This is a genomic window from Spirochaetota bacterium, from assembly GCA_017999915.1.
Classification (GTDB): Bacteria; Spirochaetota; UBA4802; order UBA4802; family UBA5550; genus RBG-16-49-21.
On record JAGNKX010000010.1, the window covers coordinates 1 to 21,737 of the forward strand.

A 21,737-nucleotide genomic window follows, 5' to 3' on the forward strand; every position below is an offset into this window, starting at 1 on the left:
GCAGCGGCACGGATTGCTCGCGGCCACCAGCATGAAATCGGCCGGGAACCGGAAGGTCCCGAAAACGCGGGAGACCGTTATCTCGTAATCCTCGAGGGGCTGGCGCAGCGCCTGGATGACGTTGTTCTTGAACTCGACGAACTCGTCCATGAACAGGACGCCGTTGTGGGCGAAGGATACCTCGCCGACGGAGGGAATGGTCCCGCCGCCGGTGAGGGCCACGTCAGAGGAGGTGTGATGGGGGGAGCGGAAGGGGGGCGTTGACACCAGGCCCCCGCCGTTGAGCTCGCCCCCGACGCTGTGGATCATGGTCGTCTCAATGGCCTGCTCCTTTTTAAGGGGAGGCAGCACCGAGGGAATTCTCTTTGCCAGCATGGTCTTGCCGGAGCCCGGAGACCCGTACAGGATGATGTTGTGATGGCCCGCCGCCGCGATCTCGATGGCGCGCTTCGCGGTCTCCTGGCCGCGGACGTCGGAGAAATCGGGACCGGGACGCTCGTCGTCCCTCAGCCGCGGTTCGGAAAAGGCTCCCCCCCGGCCCTGGAGGACCGCGAGGGCGTCGCCGATGGTCTTGACAGGGTAGACCTTGATCTCCCCGATGGCGGCTGCCTCGTGGCGGTTGTCGTAGGGAACGATGACGGCGCGGTGGCCGCCCCGGTAGATGGCTATGGTCATGGATATGACCCCGCGGATCGGCTTTACCCGTCCGTCGAGGGAAAGCTCGCCCACCATGGGGATTGCCGCCGGGTCAACATCGGTCTGGCCGGTGGCGTGCAGGATCGAGACTGCGATGGGGAGATCGTAGGTGGCTCCCTGCTTCTTGAATCCGGCCGGCGCCAGGTTGACCACGAAATTCTTCGGGGGGAACTCGTACCCTGAATTCTCGATGGCCGAGCGTATACGCTCCCTCGATTCCCGGATGGTGGAATCCGGCAGGCCGACGATGATAAAATTCGGCAGCCCCCGTATGATGTCGACCTCGACCTCGATGATGCGGGCATCGATGCCGTGGATGCCGAATGATATTGATTTTGACAACATGGGTCCCCTCCGGTCCGGTCACAGAATGGTTGCATATTAATGGGTTAACGAACGGGAATGCACAGGTGTAAAAAATTTTTTACTGATGCAAAATCTCCCTGTTGCCCAGTGTGAGGTGGCCATCAATTCATTTGCATGAAAATATGATGTTAAGAAAATGTATTATGTCTCATTGAATAAATCACACGAATCATGGTAGTTGACATGTCCCTTCATAGTTCTTATATTAGTGTTACTGTAGTTTATGGGGTTATATACAAAATGGCAGATATTTCAAGTCATGAATGTACCGGTATTCAAACATGGTTCATCAATAATATACCGGTGGGGTTTTCTGTTTTAATGCAATTTATGGTCTGCAATGTAATGATTTCGCTCATTGTCATTGTTTAAAATTGAATAATAATGGAGATTATCTTTAAATATAAAAATTAATTCATGGGTATGCCTCAGGCGGAGAAGAGGGTATCAGCGACGCACAAAAAGATCATCGGTGAAGGGGACATGGAAAAAATACTGGTCGTTGATCATGAGTTATCACGCCTCCATGAATACAATTCCGTTCTGTCGTCGGCCGGTTATGGCGTAATAACCGCCGCTGACGGGAAAAAAGGCATTGAAAAGTATAACCTGGAAAAACCGGACCTGGTCCTGATGGATGTCATGATACCGGGGATGGACGGTTATGAAACAGCCCGGATCATACGCCAGAACGATCAATCCCTCCACATACCGATAATATTCGTGTCTCCCACGCTGCTTGATGTTGAAAAGAACGCGAGCGTCATGGATTCCGGCGTGAATGATTATATCATACAGCCGGTTGAAGACAAGGCCCTGCTGCTGAAGATCCGCGCCTCCCTGCGGATGAAGAAACTTTTTGAAGAACTTAACACGACGCGGAACATGCTGCAGAGGAGCGAGGCAAAATACAGGACTATCCTCGAAACCATGCAGGAAGGCTATTTCGAGATCGATACAAACGGGATCCTTACATTCTTCAATGAAGCGGTATCAAGGATCCTGGGGTATCCCAGGGAAAAGCTCATGGCGATGAGACTGGTTGATTATACGACGCCGAAAACCGCGCGGTTATTGAGAAAAGTATTCACAAAAATATACAAGACAGGGGAGCCGTCGAACATTGATGAATATGAGATCATCAGGGGGGACGGCACCATAAGGCTGCTGGAGATTTCCGCCGGCCTGATACCGGGCAAGAATTCGAAGCCGGCGGGATTTCGAGGCATTATCCGCGACGTCACTGAAAAAAGGAAGGCCGAGAAGGAGATCCTGATCAAGAGCTTTGCCGTTGAAAAATCCATCAACGCAATAGCCATAACCGATACGGAAGGCGTCTGCACCTTCGCCAACAACTCCTTCCTCATGATGTGGGGCTATGAAGACAGGAATGACGTGCTGGGCACGTCGATCCTGGATTTCTGCCATCCCGACAACCGCGATGATTTCAGGAACGTCCTGGAAGTGCTCGGGGAAATCGGGAGCTGGGTCGGCGAATTGTCGCTTAAGAAGAAGGACGAGTCGCCGTTCTTCGTTATCCTCTCCGCCGCTCTTATAAAAAATGAAAATGACGATACCATCGGCGTGATAATGTCCTTCGTCGACATCACCCTTCGGAAAAAAGTGGATTATTCATTGAAGGAAAGCAGGGAAGTCCTGGCCAAGCGCACCAAGATGATGGAAAAGGACCTGAAAATAGCCAGGACGGCCCTGGGGGACATTATCAGCCAGGACGTGCCGCGCATTAAAACCGTCAAAACAGAATACCGGTATTATCCCATGGAAATGCTGGGAGGAGATTTTTTCTGTTTTTACCCCTATGGCAGTGATTCCCTCGGTGTTTTTATCTGCGACATTTCCGGCCACGGGGTCGCGTCATCGCTTTTCCTGACACTGCTCAAATCCATAACCGATAGGCTTTCATTGAAATTCGGGCAGCATCCCGCTGAATTCATCAACCAGCTCAACATCGAACTGGTGGGTCACATGGCCTCGTTTTTCATCACCGGCATATATGGGATATTTACTCCCTCAAACAAAGAGCACGAGCTGCTCTTCACGTTCTCCAACGGCGCACACCCCGGCCCGGTGCTGATCAAGGAAAGCGGCCAGGCCAAGCTCAATTCCTCGAAGAGCACCCTCATCGGCATCAGCACTGACATAACATTCAAGACCACAACGATTCCCATGGAGAAGGGTGACAGGCTTTTCCTTTATACGGACGGGATACCGGAAACATCCAATGCCAAGCGGGAGATGATCGGATTTGAGGACGGCCTTCTCGATTTATTCCGACAATCCCATCAGGCCGCCCTCGGCGAAAATCTTGACTGTATCATGGAGCAGGTGGGGCGATTCAGGGGCGATGCCAGGATTACCGACGATATGCTTCTCATCGGTTTCGAGTCTTTGTACTGATGCCGGATGGGACACAAAATGTCACGATAACAATTCTTCCGGGAAAAGGCTGTTTTTCACAGCCGGGAAAACAAATTTCTTTTTTATCTTGTGGTTGACAGGGAGCGATTAATTACCATTAATCCATATCAGTTGTGCACGCCAATATCACTGATACAGGAGTGTGATTATGAAGAGAGTAACTCTGGCATTCATGGGAGCGATCTGCCTTGTCGTGTCGGCCTCCATTGTCCATGCTGAAAAGAAATTCACCTATTCGCTCCACGGGGTAACCTTCGATAGCAGCCTGGAATTTTCATCGCCGGAAAAGGCCGGCACCGACGCCCTGCTGATGCTGCATCCGAAAAAATCAAAAGCAGGGAAGGAGAAAATGGGCATCACCGCGGTCCTCTTTGACCGGAATGCGCAGAAATTGATGGGCATGAAGGACGCCGGCTTCTTGAATTATACGAGGACGGTGTTCATGGGGTCCGCGGATGCCGGGAAGCCGATCACACGGCTCTTCGCGGGTAAAAAGATACAGGGCCAGGTGCTGAATAAAAAGATACCGGTTCCCTCGACAATCGAGGTCTATGTGATAACGCTGGCCAAGGGGAACAAGATAGGCCTCGGCTTTAATTACAGCCAGGACATGAATGCCGGGGAAGCCCAGAAGGTTATTGCTGAAATCGGGCAATCATTGCGCGAGTAGTGCCTGATCGGCTTTACTTTGACGCCTTTTTTTATCCTCAGTCGGACTTATTTACTCGGGAACATGCGCTAAATGATGTTGACGAAATATATTATCATGCACATGTTATATCCTGCACAAACGGGCGGGCTCCATCGGAATCTTTCCGGAGCGCGTCGCCGCAGGGAGAGACGATTTCATTAATACTTCACAAGGAGGAATTGTATGATTAAAAAAGCTCTGTTTCTGGCACTGGCCCTGTTCATTTCCGGAGTATTATCAGCCGCCCCCAAGCCGCGGCCCTGCAACACCCTTAAGGTTGATCGCTGCAAGGATCGGCCTGACTGCGTATGGATCGATGCGCATAAAACCAAGGACGGCAAGGAAGTCAAGGCCCACTGCAAATGCAAAGGCAAGTGTAATTAAGGCATAATTCAAGAATTGTTAAGCATAAGAGCGGGATGAGGTTTGTATACCCCATCCCGTTTTTTGTCCTGTAGCGCACAAATATTCGTTGATCAGCAATGCCTCCGTTGTAATGTTGGGCGCGAAATTGAAATTATATGATTACTCTGGGAAACATCTCGTTGGCAGGTCCTTTGATCCTTGCCCCCATAGCCGGTTTCAATGATTCACCCTCCAGAAGAATAGCCCGCCGCCATGGCGCCGGTCTCGTGGTAACCGAGCTCATTTCAGCCGAGGGCATTGTTCGGAATAATAAAAAAACCATGGACCTACTCCGGTTCCATGAGGAAGAAAGGCCCGTTGCCGTCCAGATTTTCGGCAACAGGGCTGACCTCATGGCCGAAGCCGCCGCTATTGTTGAAGGCCTCGGTCCTGATCTTATTGATATCAATATGGGGTGTCCCGCGCGGCGTATCTGCGCTTCCGGATCCGGGGCGGCTCTCCTCAATGATCCTTCTGAAATATATGATATTACACAGGGCATCGTGAAGCGGGTTCGGATCCCGGTTACGGCTAAAATCAGGATAGGTTGGGACCACGAATCGTTGAATTACTCTGACACCGTGAAAGCGCTGGAGGACGCGGGGATATCGATGATATTTGTCCATGGAAGAACCCGTGCCCAGCAATATGGCGGAGTTGCAGATTGGGATATAATTCGCTCTATCGTCGAGAAATCCCATGTCCCGGTTGTGGGCAATGGCGATATTCGATCTTATGATGAAGCGTATGAACGCATGGCATATTCAGGTTGTCCCGCGGTGATGATTGGCCGGGGCGCTATCGGCAATCCATGGATTTTTTCAGGGAAAATACCTGGGCCGTCTGAAATGATAGCTCACATAAAAGATCATATGGATCTCATGATCGAGTTTCATGGCGATAGGGGTATCATCCTGATGCGAAAACATTTTGTCAGGTATATTCATGCTTTTCGTGGCGCTAAAAATATAAGGAAGGATCTTGTGGTGGCAACCGATCGAGAGGTTATTTGCAGAATCCTTGATTTGTTGATGGAGGTTTAACACATTATAATACTTGTTTTTGAGTGTCTGACTAAAACAAAAACACCATCTTTTATATCAAAGAATTAAAAATCTTGACTATAATAATGAAGATTTTATTAATGCACCATGTGCTGAATTTGATTTTTTCTATTATTACAGTCACCTCAAACGAGAATATGGAACAATCGATCATATTAGCGATATGTTCCAATAAGGAGAACTCCAGTGAATTCATGTTCAATTCCGGAAGCCATTGAAGAAATCAGAAAAGGAAGAATAATTATCCTGGTAGATAATGAGGACCGGGAAAACGAGGGTGATCTTGTAATAGCAGCGGAATTCTGCACGCCGGAAGTGATCAATTTCATGGCAACCCATGGTCGCGGTCTTATATGTGTTCCCATGACACAGAGTCGTTCCCATAGACTTGAGCTGGACCTTATGGTTGAGAACAACCAGGACAAGTACGGTACAGCCTTCACGGTTTCAGTTGATGCGCGGGAAGAAACGACTACCGGTATTTCAGCCCAGGACAGGGCGCAGACAGTCAAGGTCCTGATAGATGATGAATCGAAACCCAATGATCTTCGGAAACCCGGCCACATTTTTCCTTTAGCTGCCAGAAAGGGCGGAGTGCTGGTGCGGGCCGGTCATACTGAAGGCGTTGTTGACCTGGCCAGGCTCGCGGGGCTTAAACCGGCTGGAGTTATCTGCGAGATTCTCAATGAAGATGGCACCATGGCGCGAAGGCCGGATCTCGATAAGTTCGCTGAGAAGCATGGATTAAAAATCGCGACCATCGCGGATATCATTAAATTCCGGCAGCATAAGGAGCGGCTGGTACGCCGGGTGTCCGAGGCGAATCTGCCGACCATTCATGGTGATTTCACCATTATTGCCTACCAGACCGATGTGGATACGTTGGCCCATGTCGCCCTTGTGAAGGGCAATGTCGAAGGAAAGGAAAATGTATTGGTCCGTGTGCATTCTGAGTGTCTTACCGGCGATGTGTTCGGCTCACAGAGATGCGATTGCGGCTCACAGATACACAGGGCCATGGAGATGATCAATCGTGAGGGCCTGGGAGTTGTCCTGTACATGAGACAGGAGGGGAGGGGAATCGGTCTTGCCAATAAGATCAAGGCATATCATCTTCAGGATGAAGGCCTTGATACCGTTGAAGCGAATATCGAACTCGGGTTTGCGCCGGACCTCCGGGATTATGGTATCGGCGCCCAGATACTGGTGGACCTGGGTCTTCATAAAATACGGCTCTTGACGAATAACCCTAAAAAGGTTATCGGCCTCGATGGGTATGGATTGGAGATTGCCGAGCGGGTTCCCATAGAAATCGCCCCCCATGAGGATAATGTGGAATATCTGCGGGCCAAACGGGACAAGATGGGGCATCTGATCCTTGATGGCGAAAAAAGCAAAAAGAAGATCGATGAATAATAACGGGGCAAAAATACTCGTCGTTGATGACGAAGAGGTGATCCGCTATTCGCTGCAGAAGAAGCTTTCACGACTTGGCTATAAAGTTATATCCATGGAAAAGGCCGAGGATGTGCTCTATCTGTTAAAGAATGGCGAAAAGGTCGATCTTGTCATTACCGATATCAAGCTGAGGAAGATGGACGGCATAGAACTTTTGCGGCGTATCCATGGCCTGGATGAACCGATTCCCGTCCTTATCATCACAGGCCACGGCAATGTGGAGGACGCCATCAGGGCCCTTCGCTATGGCGCCAGTGATTTTATCCGGAAGCCCTTTGATATCAATGACGTCGCATCGTCGGTGCGGGTCATATTGAACAGGAAACACGAGAAAAAGCTCGCCGAGCGTTTCGCCCGTTATGTTGTATATGAAAAAGGCTCTTACCGGGTTCCAATCGACGATTCCATCATCAACGCGATGTCATATCATCTGACCAAGGACCTTGTTCACTCGGGGTTGTGCAATAATACCACGGCTGAAAATATCTCCCTGGCGCTGCAGGAGGCGATCAGCAACGCCATGTTCCACGGTTGTCTTGAGATCTCGTCGTCTATCAGGGAGGAGTTGGGGATCAAGGGCTACAATGATGAGATCGAGAAAAGGAAAGCGGATGAAAAGTTTGCCGACAGGCGGGTAACCATATCCTATGAGTTGAACAACGAATTCGTTGAATACACCATTGAAGATGAAGGAACAGGATTCGATTATAATTCGCTCCCTGATCCGCGCGACCCTGAAAATTTTTTTCGGAACAGCGGGCGGGGTCTTCTCATAATTCGAATCCATCTGGATGAAGTGAGCTGGAATGACAAGGGGAACATATTGCGTCTCCGGAAATACCGGATAGATAGAAGTGATGCGCATTAAAGAACGGCCTGTCATCATACTGCCCCGGGAGGGTTTTCATGTTTACTGTTAAATGGGACGGCGACTCTGTCACAATTCTTGACCAGCGGCTTCTCCCGAAGCTGGAGATTTACAACACCTATCGTAATTATTGCGATGTAGCCGATTCGATCCGTAACATGGAGACAAGAGGCGCTCCCGCGATCGGCATTACCGCGGCGATGGGTATTGCCCTTGCCGCCAAACATTCGCAGACCGCCGCTGTCGACGCGCTGAAAGAGGAACTTAACAAGGTATGCGATTTCTTCGCGGCAACGCGCCCGACGGCCGTCAATCTGTTCGCTGCCGTCAATCGCATGAAGAAGATAATCCAGCAGGGAAATGATGGCGCCGCAATTCGCGAACTTCTTGAAAAAGAAGCATTGGCGATATACAATGAGGACATAGAAGCAAATAAAGCCATGGGTAAAAACGGCAGCAGGTTTATCAGCGACGGCGATGTGGTGATGACGCATTGCAATGCCGGCGCGCTTGCCACCGGCGGTTATGGGACCGCCCTGGGCGTCATACGGGCTGCGGTGGAGGAAGGGAAAAAAATCCAGGTGTTTTCCTGTGAAACCCGGCCTTACCTGCAGGGCGCCCGGCTTACGTCATGGGAATTGTCCCGCGATAATATACCCGTCACACTCATCACCGATTCGATGTCCGGCTATTTCATGAAAAACGGCACGATCAAAAAGGTGATCGTGGGCGCTGACCGGATCGCGGCAAATGGCGATGTTGCGAATAAAATCGGTACCTACAGTCATGCGGTCCTGGCAAAGGAGCATGGCATTCCTTTTTATGTCGCCGCGCCGCTATCCACTCTTGATCCTGAAACGAAAAGCGGAAATGATATTATCATCGAGGAGCGGAGCGTTGATGAGGTCGCCTATATCATGAATGTCCAGATCGCGCCTGAAGGAATTTCAATACGGAACCCCGCCTTTGATGTTACACCGGCAAAATATGTAACAGCCATCATAACTGAAAAGGGCGTTATAGAAAATCCGGCTTCCGTTGGCATCGGGAAGTTGCTCAAGTCATGAAGCAGATCCGTTCGGAAATAGTGATTAACGCGCCGGCGATGATGATCTGGAATATCATCGTTGATTTTGATTCCTATCCGCAATGGAACACCTTTACTCCCCGCATAACACTGAAGAATTCTGCCCTTGTCGAGGGAGCCGAATTCGATCTCGACTGCCAAATGACGGAACGGACACTGCTGCGGAACGAGCATGAAGTTATCCTGGCGATCGATCCCGTGTCGTATCGGCTCTGCATGGGAACATCCCGCACTAAAGGAAGACCCGGCATATCAAGCTTTCGATGGCAGTTGTGCAAGCCTATCGACGAGAAGCGGACGCGGTTTGTCAACTATGAGGAATTCCATGGGCCCCTTGCGCCACTGGTTTACCTGCTTTATACCAAAAAATTGAGTATAGCCTTCCGGAAGTATTGTGAGTCATTGAAGAATTACACTGAGAAAAAAGTCATGTTGTCATAGTTGTAATGACATTCCCCGCCTGGATAACATCGCAGATGATCAGAACAGGATCCGGTAATAGATAAGCAGGATATCCCTCCCGTATAATAATGATACTGTCAGCCCCAGGGACAAGAAGGGTGCGAAGGGAATTTTCGTCCTCAGGCTTTTCCGTGTCTTCAGCGCGTATATGATGCCGATGATGGCGCCGGATACCAGTGATACCTCCAGAACGATAATCGACATTTCCAGACCTGTCAACAATCCGATAGCTGACCCGAATTTCAAATCCCCGCCTCCAAAGGACCCCGGAAATAGCAGCAGTATGATAATGAAGAAAGAGAACAGGGCAAGAAGTCCGAATAGGTTATCGGCTATATTGTAATTCAATACTATGGGATAAATTGATAGCATGACAAATGCAATGACAAGGGAGTCGGGGATAATAAGCGATTTAATATCAATAACGGCAATGCACAAAGCGATTCCCGCCAGCAAATACAGGTTGAGTGAATAGATGGTCATCCCAATCTTCCATGCGAACAGGGATGCTATCAGACCATAGAGAATTTCCATGGCAGGATAGATTGGTGATATCTTGCCTTCGCAGTTACGGCATTTTCCTTTTTGGATCATATAACCCAGGATTGGGATAAGATGGATGGGGCCGATGCTGCTTTGGCAATGGGGACACCGAGACCGGGAGAAAAGAGCGGCTTTGGGATTTTCCGTCATGCTGCCATCGGCATATCGCAGGGCGAGAGTGTAAAAAAAACTGCCCATTAATGTGCCGGATATAAAAGAAATGATGATAACTGGAATAATGCCCATAGGCTTGGAGAAATATGAAAGCTATAATTTAGTCAAGGATATTTACATTACAACGGAGAGAAGTCCGGGTTCTTGGATAAAAACATTCAATATGCCGAAAAAATATTTTATTTTTTTCATTCATAAACGTATTAATTTATATGACATTTCAAAGGATGTGACAATGATAATAGAAACGACAATAAATATAAACAGGGCCAATCTAGATAAGCTCTTATACGCATCGATACGAACAGGCCATTCAATTCGTGACATTGTTTCTGTATTATTGAAGAGAATGTCAAATGACCATGATCGTATGGTCGTATCATGGGAAAGGGTGCGTTATCAGAAGCATGATAATAATGCCGTATGGAAGTGTTTTCATCTTATGCTGTGGCCGGATGAGTATGAGTTTTTTCTGGATTTGAGGAAGGTGTGTAAGCAGTCGGTTTCTCGTCTTATTGCTTATGCAATTGATAAATATCTTGATGAGGTGATCTCCGGTTTAATAAAAGTACCCGATAACAATCGTTATAAGAATTACACTATAATTAGGAGATTATTTGATGGGGTTGTGTGTTGGATGTATTATTGGGGACTACCGCAAACATTACCTGAAAATCCATAGAAAGGGCCCCGGATTTCACGGTTGATTGGCTTTTTATCGTTTTCCAGATTTCTGATTTTATAAATTCGTTGACGCCGTTAATCCTGTATTGATATCATATATCATACTATGATAAGAAATTTTTACACTATCACATTTGCGGTCAATCTCCTCGTCATTTTGATGGCGCTGTCCCTTGGCTGTGCCGCCAGCAGGGTCATTACATCGGAGGGCATCAGGAATGAGATGGCCGCCATAAGCAGGGAGATCGACTCCAACAGAAGTGCCATGAACGCCCTCAGGGAGAGGCGCGTCGGTAAAACCGGCTTTTACTATGTGCTGGATTCCGACGGGAGGGTGGTGTTCCATCCCCGGCTTGTCCTTATAGGGTCAAGCTTCAGCAAGGTCTGGTTCGTGAACCAGCTCCTTGAAGAAAAATCGGGTTGTTTCACCTATGTTCTGGGGAATCGGAAGCATTATCTGTTTTATACGCCCATCAACGATTTCGAGATTCTCTGCCTGTCCATTATTTCCGATGATATTCCACCGGGTGTGGATTGCAAAGCGGCCCAGGTCAAATCAAACGATTAAAGGGATGCCCGCTGTCGACAAGTCCGCTCCATTCTGATAAAAAATACAGGTAGAGTGCTGATACTATAATGGTGTGATTGATCGGGCCATGGTTGATCATGTCCATGATCTCATCGCGGGAACAGGTGACGACTTCAATGTCTTCCGCCGCATCGAGATCCTGTTCGTGGACTTTTTTGCAATTCGCCGCGTAATAAAAATATATGTAGTTGTTAAAGATGGCAGGATTGTTGGTGAGCTTTTTGAGTAGATGGATTTCGCCCGCCTCGTACCCGGTTTCCTCGCGGAGCTCCCTCAGGGCCGTTTCTTCCGGTGATTCGTCTCCCTCAACGAGGCCGCCGGGCGTTTCAAGGGTTATTTCATCCGTGCCGAGGCGATGTTGCCGCACCATGATGAATTGCCCGTCTTCCGTTGTCGCGACTATATTAATCCAGTCCGGCGAGGTCAGGGTGAAAAAACGGTGGGTGACATCCTTGTCCGGATGATGGCACTCCAGGTCTCTCATCGCGAATATCCTTTTTCGGAACAGCTCGTTTTCTGATTTTATTATCCATTTATTCATGTTTCAGTTTCTCCATGCCTTTACCACAGTAGTTCTATTCCAGCATGACTATATCTTATTATTTTAAAGGATATGATTAAAAATATATTGCTATCGGGCAAGAAATAATTAATATATAGCCTTGAAATAAAAGTTATCTGCGATTTAGAGAATAATTCATAAAAAGATATAATGCTGCGGTGGCAAGGGGAGGACTGTAATGAAAAAGAAGATTGTTATCGTCACTTGTGTCGTCCTTATCCTTGTCATTATCCTGGTTATAAAGAGCCTTCGGGATGCCGGTGAATTTACTACACTGACACCCCGCTCAGTCTGTACCTGCGCCAGGGTCATGAATGTCCCCGGTGCCGAGGATATAGCCATCGATCATGAAACGGGAATTGCCTTCGTATCATCCTTTGACCGCAGGGCATTCATGAAGGGAAAGCTGCTTCAAGGAGCGATTTACTCATATAATCTTCAGGGAAAACCGGTGCTTAAAAATGTGACTGCCGGTCTCACAATTGACTTCTATCCTCATGGCATCAGTTTCTTTAAAGATGGTGGTGGAAGAAAGTATCTCTTTGCAATAAACCATCATAGATCAAACAACTATATTGAGATCTTCGAGATAAAAAACAATACCCTGGTCCATCTGGAGACTGTCGGCGGAGAACTGATGATAAGCCCCAACGATGTAACGGCTGTGGGACCGCGGCAATTTTATTTCACCAATGACCATGGGTCCCTATCAACCTTTGGCAAGCTCCTCGAGGACATCCTGCGATACTCCCGTTCAAACGTGGCGTATTTTGATGGGAAGAAAATCCGGATCGTCGCTGACGGATTCGGCTATGCCAACGGTATCTGGGCGGATAATGATGGCAAGCGTATCTATGTGACCGCTTCCACGGATAAAAGATTCTATATCTACCATTGTTCCCCCGACGGTTCCCTCAACCGTGTCTCTGTGTTACACCTGGGGACAGGCGGTGACAATATCGATATCGATGGATCCGGCGTTATCCGTGTCGCAGCCCACCCGAAGATGCTGACTTTTCTGAGCCACGCCAGGAATGACCAAAACAAGGCGCCGTCGCAGATACTTGAAATAACAAGGAAGGATAACAGCGGATATGCTTTCAAGGAGATCTATCTGAACCTGGGCGAAGAAATATCAGCCGCGAGCGTCGCCGCGGTACATGGTAAGCGACTACTCGTTGGTTCGGTGTTCGAGGATTATTTCCTTGATTGCACGATGAACTGATTGTGTCACCTGATATGATTGATTATGTAATATCAGAATAGGATGGATATGATGAAACCTCGATTCTATGCGATTGTTTTGCTTTTTTTTGCGGCATTAGCCCTTACTGAGGCCGGCTGTAAAAACCGGTATCTCTTCCATCCCTATAAGCAGATTGTGGATACGCCCGCTTCAATGGGCCTCGTCTTTGATGATGTTTATTTCAATGCGGCAGACGGCATCCGGATCAATGCCTGGTGGGTGCCTGCGCCAGCGCCTAAGGGCACTATCCTCTTCTGCCATGGCAATGCCGGGAACATCTCCTTCCTGCTGGACACGATCCGGCTCTTCCATGGGCTGAAGCTAAACGTCCTGGTGTTCGATTATCGCGGCTTCGGCAGGAGCGGCGGCTCCGCCACTGAAGAAGGGACCTACCGCGACGTTGCCGCGGCGTGGGAGTACCTGGTCAGTTTCAGGAAGATAGATCCCGGTACAATAGCCGTTATCGGCCGCTCCCTGGGAGGGCCTATCGCCGCGTGGATTTGCCAGGACCGCACGCCGGGGGCCCTGGTGCTGGAGGCGACCTTCACCAGGGCGGCCGATGTGGCGCTTCACCATTACCCCATGGCGCCGGGAGAGCTGCTTTTCGGCGATACCTATAATGCCGGCAAATATGTGACCAGGGTACGTTGTCCCGTCCTCGTGGTGCACAGCCCGGAGGATGAGATTATACCTTATGACCTGGGAGCGAAGCTTTTTAAGAAGATCAATGGCCCCAAGGAGTTTCTCATGATCCGCGGCTCCCATAACAACGGCTTCATGGAATCATTGAACGAATATGCTTCGGGCCTGGATTGGTTCCTTGTAAGACATCTGAAGAAAGGATCGCAGCCTTGAATTTGATTTTGGCCGTGATATTTATCATTTTAACCGATAACAATCGGCTAGTCCAGATTGTTATTGACAATGCCGATTCTCCGGTGATATCTTATGCTTTATAGAATCTATCAAAGGGAGATAAAATATGAACAAAAAGCTATTTTTGTTAATGTTGTGCCTTGTTTTCCTTTTAACGGTTGCATGCAAAAAGGAAGGTGTGTCTTTGATCGATATCGGTCTGCGCGATGTCCCCACCGATAAAAAGGGTGATTTTAAGTGGACAAAAGGCGTAAATCGCGGCCAGGTCGTTAAGATTCTGGAAGAGCAGAAAGACGGCGAGTGGATGAAGGTGCAGCTGCCTGACGGCGTGACAGAGGGATGGATTCAGAAGTTCTATGTCCATAAAGGCAAGAAGCAGATCATAGAGTTCACCGATTCGACCAAGCTTTTTGATCAACCCGACGCCGACTCGAAGGCGAAGATGAACCTGACCGCCGGGACCCGGGCCATCGTGCTCAAGCAGAAGGACAAGTGGTACAATGTCAGCGTCAAATACGGCTTTGACGGATGGGTCAAGGCCGGTACGTTCAAGGAAGGCTCGGACGCCAAGGGCCAGGCCCGCGTCGAGATCTATATCGGCGGCGTCGGCAAGTCCTTTGTCGAAGCCTCAACCACGCTGGCCGAGAGCGGCGGTTACACCTACACGGTGAACAATCTCTTTGATAAGAATCCCGGCACCACCTGGCAGGTGGGGGACGGCGGGGTCGGCGAATGGGTCGAGATCACCTTCCCGCAGCCTGAGAATATCAGTGTCGCCATGATAAACGGTTTCGCCAAGCTTGATAAGAAATTCGCCCAGTACGGCGCTGACGGCGACCTGTACGTGCTCAACAACCGCGTTAAAAGCATGAAAGTCGAATACTGGGACGCCAATGACACCAAGCAGGGTTCAACCGTTAATTTCGAGGATGAGATCCGCGACTACCAGGATGCCGGCGTGTACCAGAACGTGACCCGTATCCGGTTTATCGTTGATAGCGTGTATAAAGGCCAGAAATGGAATGATACGGCCCTGGCTGAAATAAAGATCGATAAGCAGTAATAACCGAGAGCGGCGGGTTTATCCCGCCGCTTTGCGATTAATACAGGTGACGATTTTCTTCGGTGAGGGTTGGTTCTCTTTTCGCGGCTCATTCGGGCCATAACCCGGCGCCATTATGCGTTACATAATGACCGGCGGTGCCCCTGCAATTTTTCCCCTGGCGTTGATATGTCAAAACCGTTTTAAAAGGAATTCTATTTCTTCTTTATCAGCCTTTTTACTGTTTTTCAAAATAGATTGTCTTATTTTTTCCTTCAGCTCCTGTTCGGGGCTGGGTTTCTTGCTACCCGCCATGGTCTTTATTATCTCAGGTCTGGTCTTCCCCACTTCCATTTTCCCTTAAGGCTCTTGCCGTTTTTGTAATACATTGTTCCGTATCCGAACGGAACATTGCTTCTGAATTCACCCTCGTATCTGTTCCCATTGGAAAAGACATAGGTCCCTACCCCGTATCTGCAATTACCCTGGACGCATTTCCCCCCTTTCTCGTCTGCCTGAACCTGTTCCGGCTTGCCGCAATTCAGGCATAATGCAGCTAATGATACAAGTAGAATGAAGATTATGTTTCGCATCTTATTTGTAAGAAATGTTTTTGATTGTGCCAGGTGAAAACACTTGGATACTCATCACGCCCAACTATCCCTTCGGCTAGAGCCGTCAGGATTAATTGTAAGATATATACAAAACATGACGCCATAAATTTCAAGTCAATTTCTATATAATTTTTTTGCGAATCAAAAAAAAACTAATTTTTAACATTGACTTCTTTCATATATGAATAGAATGTACAGATTGATCAGCAACGTCGGCTTCAGGGTTGACATTTAGCCGTTACGGTGTCTGTTTGAGCTTGTGAAAAATGAAAAAATACTATGATTAAGACTTTTTTTACTTTACGAATTCATATATCGCTCCAGTCGGCAGCATTATCCGACAAGACGACCCGTCATGAGTTCAGGTGCTGAAATACATAAACGCCTCGATGATTATGTCCGGGAGCAGGAGCTGGAGGCCGGTCCGGGGCGCTTCAAGCAGTCCCGCCTGGGCCTCAGCCGCGAAGGATCCTTTGTGAATTCCTGGCAGATGAATTACCAGCGCATCGGGTACTTCGCCAATACCTATATGGTCAGGGATTTCAGCGATGATTCATGCGTCCAGATCCTGGTGCCTCCGACGGATACCGGCGTTGTTCCGTCGGAAAACGAGCAGCAGCCCTTCGGGTGGACCGGCATGATCAACGAGTATACGGCGGAACTGGCCCTCTGGTGGGCCTTTGAGCTGCTCAGCGAAGATGAGGCGCGCCGGTTCATGGAAGAACACCGTCCCACGGTGCTCTTCCGGTATTATGATGACGGGGGATACCGGGAGCTTGAGGCAAGATTTGACGGCGAGGTGTGGATTGTCGAAAAAATCATGTAGCAGGGGAGAAGAAATAATGCGATCGGGATCGATTTTATTCCGGGCCTGCGCGGCCTTCTTGTCGATGCTGGCGGTTAGCTGCGCAATCACTGTCCCGGCCCGTGAAGGCGGGCAGGTCCCGGCCGTCCTTGACGCCATGGTGCGGGCCGCCTGGATGGAGATCGGCGGTAGCGGCAGTAAATGCGAGGAGTTTGATTACTTTCCCAACGGCGGCATGCGCAACTGGTATTGCCATATCCTGACTTTTATAAGCTACCGGAAATTTTCTGATCTGATAGGCGTGCCGGTATTTGTATCGGGACCCCATACCGCGTCGGATCTCAATCTCGATTCTTCCGGCAGCTTCGGCCATTATAACAAGGAATTTGTCGCGCGGCTTCGCCGCGTCATGATACCCGGAGAGAGCAATATCGCCTTCAGGACCGCGACCCAGGGGAGTTACGACCGGTGCGTGCGGCCGCTGGCGCGGATTTTCTTCGTCACCTATCGAAAATTGACGGACCACCCCTCGTACCTGGAACAGGAAAAGCGCCGCTATCTTGCCCTGATAGGGGCGGGGAACCTGAAGCCCTATAACTATGAGAAATATTTTTATTTCATGAATCCCGGCTTTATCGACAGCCGGGACGATGAAGCATACCTCATGAAACATGGATTTGACGGCGGATGGGACGGCAATGTGGTAAAAACCTGCGTCGCCTTCTGGATCAGGCGCTCCATAGACGGCACCGCCGATGAGTTTTACACCGGCCTCGAAAAGCTTCTGCAAGCCTATGACGGGACTTTTCTGACGGGATTTTCCGGCAGGAGCAATGGTTCCCGAAACGATGACAATCAGGATTGATGCCGCCCATTATATCTGTTCCGGTTTAGTGTATGAAAAAATGGTATATGATAATAAAAAAGTTTCTCAGCCGCCATCTATGGATCGTCGATAACTACTGGCTCCGGATATCGACCCTCCGCCAGGCGGTGTTGAGGGCCATTTTTTACTATTCCCGCGTCATTGAAAGGGAAGATTCCGGCCGCAAGGTCAGCGCTGTCAATGAATTCCTCGATTCATTTTTAGCGGATCCGGGACGGGATCGCTTTTTCAACGCACCCGAAGAGGCAGTGCAAAAAGATCCCTTCGGCACCTTCAGGCACCAAACCAGGGATGCGGAGGAGGGAGGTGACGCGGACGCCCCCGGCAGCGGACTCACCCCTTCTCGGCTGTTTCGCGAAGGGCTCCGCGAACATCTCATGGGCATGTCCATCCGGGACGAGGAGCGTTTGTTCCGCCTGGAGGACCTGATCGACCTCGAAAAGGAGATGCTCGCCGATCGGAAAAAGTCCGGCCATCTCCACCGGGTCCTCACCAGGGAGGGGCGCGAGCGCTTTTATTCGTTTTTCGGACCGGGAAAAGAGAGCGCGGAGCTTCCCGAGTCATACGTGAAGTTCTTTTTCCCCGCCTTTGATCCCGCAGAATTTGTTCGGAATGGAGCGGCCTTTATCCTGGGCAGAAAAAGGCTTTTCAAGCCTGAAGAAACACGCGCGGTCATCGATTTTTTAACCGCCCGTCTGCGCCTTCGTGACCGGCGCAAAGTACTGGAGCGGGCCGCGCCATTTCTTAAAAAGGCGATATGTATCGCTTTCCTCGTGTTCTACGCGGCCATGTTCCTTATTGACTTCGCGATGGTGGCCTACGGGGTATGGAAAAATGAATACCAATACACATTTCAGAACTTTTCACAGGTCATCTATACCTCCGATACGCCCTTTGCGCGAAGGGCGGAGCGGATCCACCGGAGGAACCTTGGCGCCCATTTTAGCGATTTCACCTTTCCCGGTTCGACGCCGTCGAAGGGGAATGAATACCGCATAAAAAACGGATCGCAGATGGCCGTGGAGCTCAATTACGGGTTCTACCGGTCTCTCCGCCTCCAGGACCAGAACGGCCTCACGGTCGTCGCGGTGGACCACGCGAAAATGCGGAAGCTGGCCCGGTCCGATCCGCAGCGCTACCGGAAGCTCATGGACCTTGTTGTCGATAAACAGTGGTGGGAATCGCTCTTTGTGTTTATCGGCGATATTTCGGGGGACCGTTTCGACCTGTTCGATTATGCCGGCATCCCCCGGGAAAGGATCTGCGACGATATCACGAGGAGTATCAAGGAAAGCGTGGACCCCCTCGCGATGATCGGTGCGATAAACGGGACGTTCGACTGCATACACGTTCTCTACCACAAGGCCAATTCCATGAAATGGGCCCCCATCGGCGAGATCCCCCGCGTGATGATAGAGGGTGTCATCCTCCGTGAGGATCGCAGGTTCCGGAACACCTTGTTCCCCGTGCCGCACCGCGGCAATGACAACCTTGTCATCATCCCCCAGATATCAAAAAAGGTGCTCCGCAAGGTCTGCGGCGGGACCCGCGGCTTCGCCGCGCGTTATGGATTTTCCTGGCTTGAACGGAAGGCGAAGAAATTCGAGGATACCATCATCGCCTCATTTAAAGAAGAAAGCCGCGGCGGCAGCTCCATTTCGAACCAGGTCATGGAAATGCTCTATACGAAATATGTCACGAATATTTCAGACGGGGCAAGCTTCACCGATCGGCAGATAGAGCAGAAAAAGCATGAGCTTCCCGCGTCGGCGACCGTCGACTGGTTCTGGACGCGTAACGACATCCTCGAGGCCTATGTCAACGAGGTGTATGGCGGCCATCTCTACTCCGACATCAGGGGCTTCAAGTCGCAGGCGGAGATGTATTTCACGAGGGGCCTCAATGACCTTAATTTACGGGAACAGGTGATGCTGGTCGCGGCGATCAAGAAGCCGTCCAGGATCAAGGAATATGCCGCGTGGCTCAAGGCGGAGGAGCTGAATAATCTGATCGAGTCCCGGAATGTTTCACGGAAGGCGGTCACGCAGTGGGAGGAGGACAACGCTCCCTACAAGGTCGACCGGAGCAACTACCGGGAGATCCTTGAAACGAAGCTCAAGGCGAAAAAATGGATCGAAACGCGCATGAAAAGCATTCTGAGGCTCCTGCGCAAGAACGGGACCATCAGCGCCGTTGAGGAGACGGCCGCGAGGGATCGGCAGAAGGTGACGTTCCGTTTCGCCCAGGGTATTGTTTCGGCCGATAACCGCCTCGTGAACAACATCAAGCGGGAGCTTGACCGGGAGCTGGGGACCGATCGGTCGGATTCGGGCCTGGTGGTGGTGACGACAGTCAACATGACCGTGCAGAAAAAGCTGCAGGCCCTGGTCGACCGTAAAACACGGTGGATATCGGTGGATTCCGACACCCAGGTTGAGGGACAGCCGGGAAATGTGCTCCTTGAAGGAGGGGCCCGCATCATTCACGCCCATACCGGGGCCCGTTCCGGTCAGCCGCGCATAATAAACAGGATCATTGCCGACGTCGGCGGGTCCAGCCGCGAGGAGGACGAATGGGACTGGGTCTCCCTGGCCAACCGCTCCCTCGGTTCAAGCCTGAAGCCGATCCTCGACCTCTACTTCATTCTCTTCGGGTATAACCTCCAGGACATGTTCAAGAACAGCATGGTCACCTACAACACTTATTCCCTGGAGCAGCAGAGGATATTCCAGAACTTTATCCATAAATTCCCCAAAAAGACCAGGGAGATCGAGGGGATCGAGAAGTACTGGTCCTGGTCGCCGAGGAACTTCACCGAATACACCAATGACTGGGTGACGGTGGAGGACGCCCTGGTGCATTCGATAAACGGCATTCACGTGCAGATACAGGAACTGGTGACGCCGTCGATTTTCGCGCGCCTCCTCAATGAGACCATGAATATAACGGAGCCAGAGGGGAGGCACCAGCCCTATCGGTCGATCATACTGGGCGGCTCGAGCGGCGACCAGCGATATGACCGGTATCTGCTGGCGTATTCGATGTTCCCGAACCTGGGCGTGGTGAAAAAGCACACCTTCATCGATACGATGCGGCTCCCCGACGGCGGTGTCATGAGGCCGTCTTACCGGCCGCTGAAGATTTCCCTCCTGGAGCGGTTCGGCGCTGAGCGCGTCAGGGCGGCGTGCGTGCTTATTGACCTGGCGCTGCGGGAGACCGTCAGGCGGGGCACCATGGCCGGGATGGAAGGTATCGGCGCGGGCAAGACGGGAACCTCCAACGAGCTGCGCGACGTCATGGCCACGGCGCATTTCATCGCCGGCGACAGCACCTATATCGCCGGCGTCAGGCTGGGCAACCGCAAAAATTATTCAATCGGCCGGGCCGCCGACCGTATTGCCGTGCCCATGCTTTACGAGATCGTGACCGGCGCCTTTGATCGGGGGACTATCATGCGGGGCGAGGACTACGACGACTATCTGCGCGCCCTGGCCGGGTCATCGCGGGAGATCGTGCGCGTTCAGGACCGGTATTACCTGAAGGGACACAACCACAAGCAGCGCCGCCTTGAAGTGGCCAGGACCCAGGAAGAGATACGGGGAGGGCACCTGGCCACGGCTGATGCCTTGTATGATGACAGGGAGTATGAAGAGGCGGCGAAATCATACGAGGTCTTTCTCTCGCTGGCCGATAGTTTCAATGCGCGCCATCCCGCCTTTGATAAAATGGTTCACTGCTACATCGAGCTGGGGAACCTGAAACGGGCGGCGCAGCTTGTCGAGCGGTTCTCGCTACCCGGCAGGATATGGAGAACGGCCAATTCCTTCGAGCGGAAATATGACGTCACCCTCAAGGTTGACGAGGAATTCTACAGCGGTGACAACGAATATGAAAATAGAAAGCATGAAAAGAATAAAAATAAAAAGAAACGCAAGCACGTGGAAGAGGAAGAGGATGTGGAAATTCCCGTTGAAATAAAGAAAGAACCGACCCGCCCCCGGGAAGAGAACCATAACGAGCCTCACGATGTTCCCCGGGAGAAGAAGCCTGATGCCGATCCCGTTCCCCAGGAGAAGAAGCCTGATCCAGCCGTCAGGCCAGAGGATGCTCCCGGCAACTAATGTGCGAACCTATTGTTGCTAAAACGGCAGCCAGGGAATGCGATTATCGTTTTTTCTTG

General features: G+C 50.5%; 20 protein-coding genes. 16 read left to right on the top strand and 4 right to left on the bottom strand.

The genetic code is table 11. The features are described 5' to 3' along the window. On the bottom strand, positions 1-1,041 hold a 1,041-nt coding region (locus KA369_14800), incomplete at its 3' end, for a YifB family Mg chelatase-like AAA ATPase (GenBank protein ID MBP7737245.1). Positions 1,042-1,545: 504 nt separating this feature from the next. Here KA369_14800 and KA369_14805 point away from each other — a divergent pair. The 8 genes from KA369_14805 to KA369_14840 all read left to right on the top strand — a co-directional run bounded on the left by KA369_14805 (position 1,546) and on the right by KA369_14840 (position 9,515). After that, a complete protein-coding gene (locus KA369_14805) occupies positions 1,546-3,480 on the top strand; it encodes a PAS domain S-box protein (protein MBP7737246.1) in 1,935 nt (644 codons plus the stop codon). A 169-nt stretch (positions 3,481-3,649) separates the two neighbouring features. Beyond that, positions 3,650-4,171, top strand: coding sequence for a hypothetical protein (locus tag KA369_14810; GenBank protein MBP7737247.1), 522 nt, complete (start codon positions 3,650-3,652; stop codon positions 4,169-4,171). A 204-nt stretch (positions 4,172-4,375) separates the two neighbouring features. Beyond that, the gene (locus tag KA369_14815) at positions 4,376-4,576 is read left to right on the top strand and encodes a hypothetical protein (protein MBP7737248.1); all 201 of its coding nucleotides are present in this window, start codon (positions 4,376-4,378) and stop codon (positions 4,574-4,576) included. Positions 4,577-4,737: 161 nt separating this feature from the next. Then, on the top strand, positions 4,738-5,640 hold the full coding sequence (gene dusB / locus KA369_14820) for a tRNA dihydrouridine synthase DusB (protein MBP7737249.1): 903 nt from the start codon (positions 4,738-4,740) through the stop codon (positions 5,638-5,640). A 207-nt stretch (positions 5,641-5,847) separates the two neighbouring features. Continuing rightward, on the top strand, positions 5,848-7,077 hold the full coding sequence (locus KA369_14825; GenBank protein ID MBP7737250.1) for a bifunctional 3,4-dihydroxy-2-butanone-4-phosphate synthase/GTP cyclohydrolase II: 1,230 nt from the start codon (positions 5,848-5,850) through the stop codon (positions 7,075-7,077). Then, on the top strand, positions 7,043-7,987 hold the full coding sequence (locus KA369_14830; GenBank protein MBP7737251.1) for a response regulator: 945 nt from the start codon (positions 7,043-7,045) through the stop codon (positions 7,985-7,987). Before KA369_14825 ends, KA369_14830 begins: the two co-directional genes overlap by 35 nt. Before the next feature lie 38 nt (positions 7,988-8,025). After that, positions 8,026-9,054 (top strand): S-methyl-5-thioribose-1-phosphate isomerase, encoded by a 1,029-nt coding sequence (mtnA, locus tag KA369_14835; protein ID MBP7737252.1) that lies wholly within the window; start codon positions 8,026-8,028, stop codon positions 9,052-9,054. Then, positions 9,051-9,515, top strand: coding sequence for an SRPBCC domain-containing protein (locus KA369_14840; GenBank protein ID MBP7737253.1), 465 nt, complete (start codon positions 9,051-9,053; stop codon positions 9,513-9,515). Before mtnA ends, KA369_14840 begins: the two co-directional genes overlap by 4 nt. A 39-nt stretch (positions 9,516-9,554) precedes the next feature. On the opposite strand, the gene KA369_14845 is transcribed toward KA369_14840, so the two are convergent. Continuing rightward, a complete protein-coding gene (locus KA369_14845; GenBank protein ID MBP7737254.1) occupies positions 9,555-10,277 on the bottom strand; it encodes a prepilin peptidase in 723 nt (240 codons plus the stop codon). 22 nt (positions 10,278-10,299) lie between these two features. Here KA369_14845 and KA369_14850 point away from each other — a divergent pair, with 22 nt between their 5' ends. Together KA369_14850 and KA369_14855 are read left to right on the top strand one after the other, a co-directional pair. Next, positions 10,300-10,935 (top strand): hypothetical protein, encoded by a 636-nt coding sequence (locus KA369_14850; GenBank protein ID MBP7737255.1) that lies wholly within the window; start codon positions 10,300-10,302, stop codon positions 10,933-10,935. Positions 10,936-11,043: 108 nt separating this feature from the next. Continuing rightward, on the top strand, positions 11,044-11,505 hold the full coding sequence (locus KA369_14855) for a Cache 3/Cache 2 fusion domain-containing protein (GenBank protein MBP7737256.1): 462 nt from the start codon (positions 11,044-11,046) through the stop codon (positions 11,503-11,505). On the opposite strand, the gene KA369_14860 is transcribed toward KA369_14855, so the two are convergent. Continuing rightward, on the bottom strand, positions 11,489-12,067 hold the full coding sequence (locus KA369_14860; GenBank protein ID MBP7737257.1) for an NUDIX hydrolase: 579 nt from the start codon (positions 12,065-12,067) through the stop codon (positions 11,489-11,491). The genes KA369_14855 and KA369_14860 overlap by 17 nt on opposite strands. Before the next feature lie 199 nt (positions 12,068-12,266). On the opposite strand from KA369_14860, the gene KA369_14865 reads away from it, so the two are divergent. The 3 genes from KA369_14865 to KA369_14875 all read left to right on the top strand — a co-directional run bounded on the left by KA369_14865 (position 12,267) and on the right by KA369_14875 (position 15,273). Next, positions 12,267-13,313, top strand: coding sequence for an SMP-30/gluconolactonase/LRE family protein (locus tag KA369_14865; protein MBP7737258.1), 1,047 nt, complete (start codon positions 12,267-12,269; stop codon positions 13,311-13,313). A 48-nt stretch (positions 13,314-13,361) separates the two neighbouring features. Next, positions 13,362-14,189: an alpha/beta hydrolase gene (locus KA369_14870; GenBank protein MBP7737259.1), complete on the top strand. Its 828-nt coding sequence runs from the start codon at positions 13,362-13,364 to the stop codon at positions 14,187-14,189. Positions 14,190-14,394: 205 nt separating this feature from the next. Then, positions 14,395-15,273: an SH3 domain-containing protein gene (locus tag KA369_14875; protein MBP7737260.1), complete on the top strand. Its 879-nt coding sequence runs from the start codon at positions 14,395-14,397 to the stop codon at positions 15,271-15,273. Positions 15,274-15,444: 171 nt separating this feature from the next. Here the strand turns inward: KA369_14875 and KA369_14880 are convergent, their stop codons facing one another. Then, a complete protein-coding gene (locus tag KA369_14880; protein MBP7737261.1) occupies positions 15,445-15,606 on the bottom strand; it encodes a hypothetical protein in 162 nt (53 codons plus the stop codon). Between the two features lie 615 nt (positions 15,607-16,221). On the opposite strand from KA369_14880, the gene KA369_14885 reads away from it, so the two are divergent. The 3 genes from KA369_14885 to KA369_14895 are packed head-to-tail and all read left to right on the top strand — an operon-like array spanning position 16,222 to position 21,678. Further along, complete coding sequence (locus KA369_14885) at positions 16,222-16,692, top strand: hypothetical protein (protein MBP7737262.1); 471 nt, start codon at positions 16,222-16,224, stop codon at positions 16,690-16,692. A 16-nt stretch (positions 16,693-16,708) separates the two neighbouring features. Beyond that, on the top strand, positions 16,709-17,536 hold the full coding sequence (locus KA369_14890) for a hypothetical protein (protein ID MBP7737263.1): 828 nt from the start codon (positions 16,709-16,711) through the stop codon (positions 17,534-17,536). A 32-nt stretch (positions 17,537-17,568) separates the two neighbouring features. Continuing rightward, entirely contained in the window at positions 17,569-21,678 is a 4,110-nt protein-coding gene (locus KA369_14895; protein ID MBP7737264.1) for a penicillin-binding protein, read from the top strand. Positions 21,679-21,737: the final 59 nt, after the last annotated feature.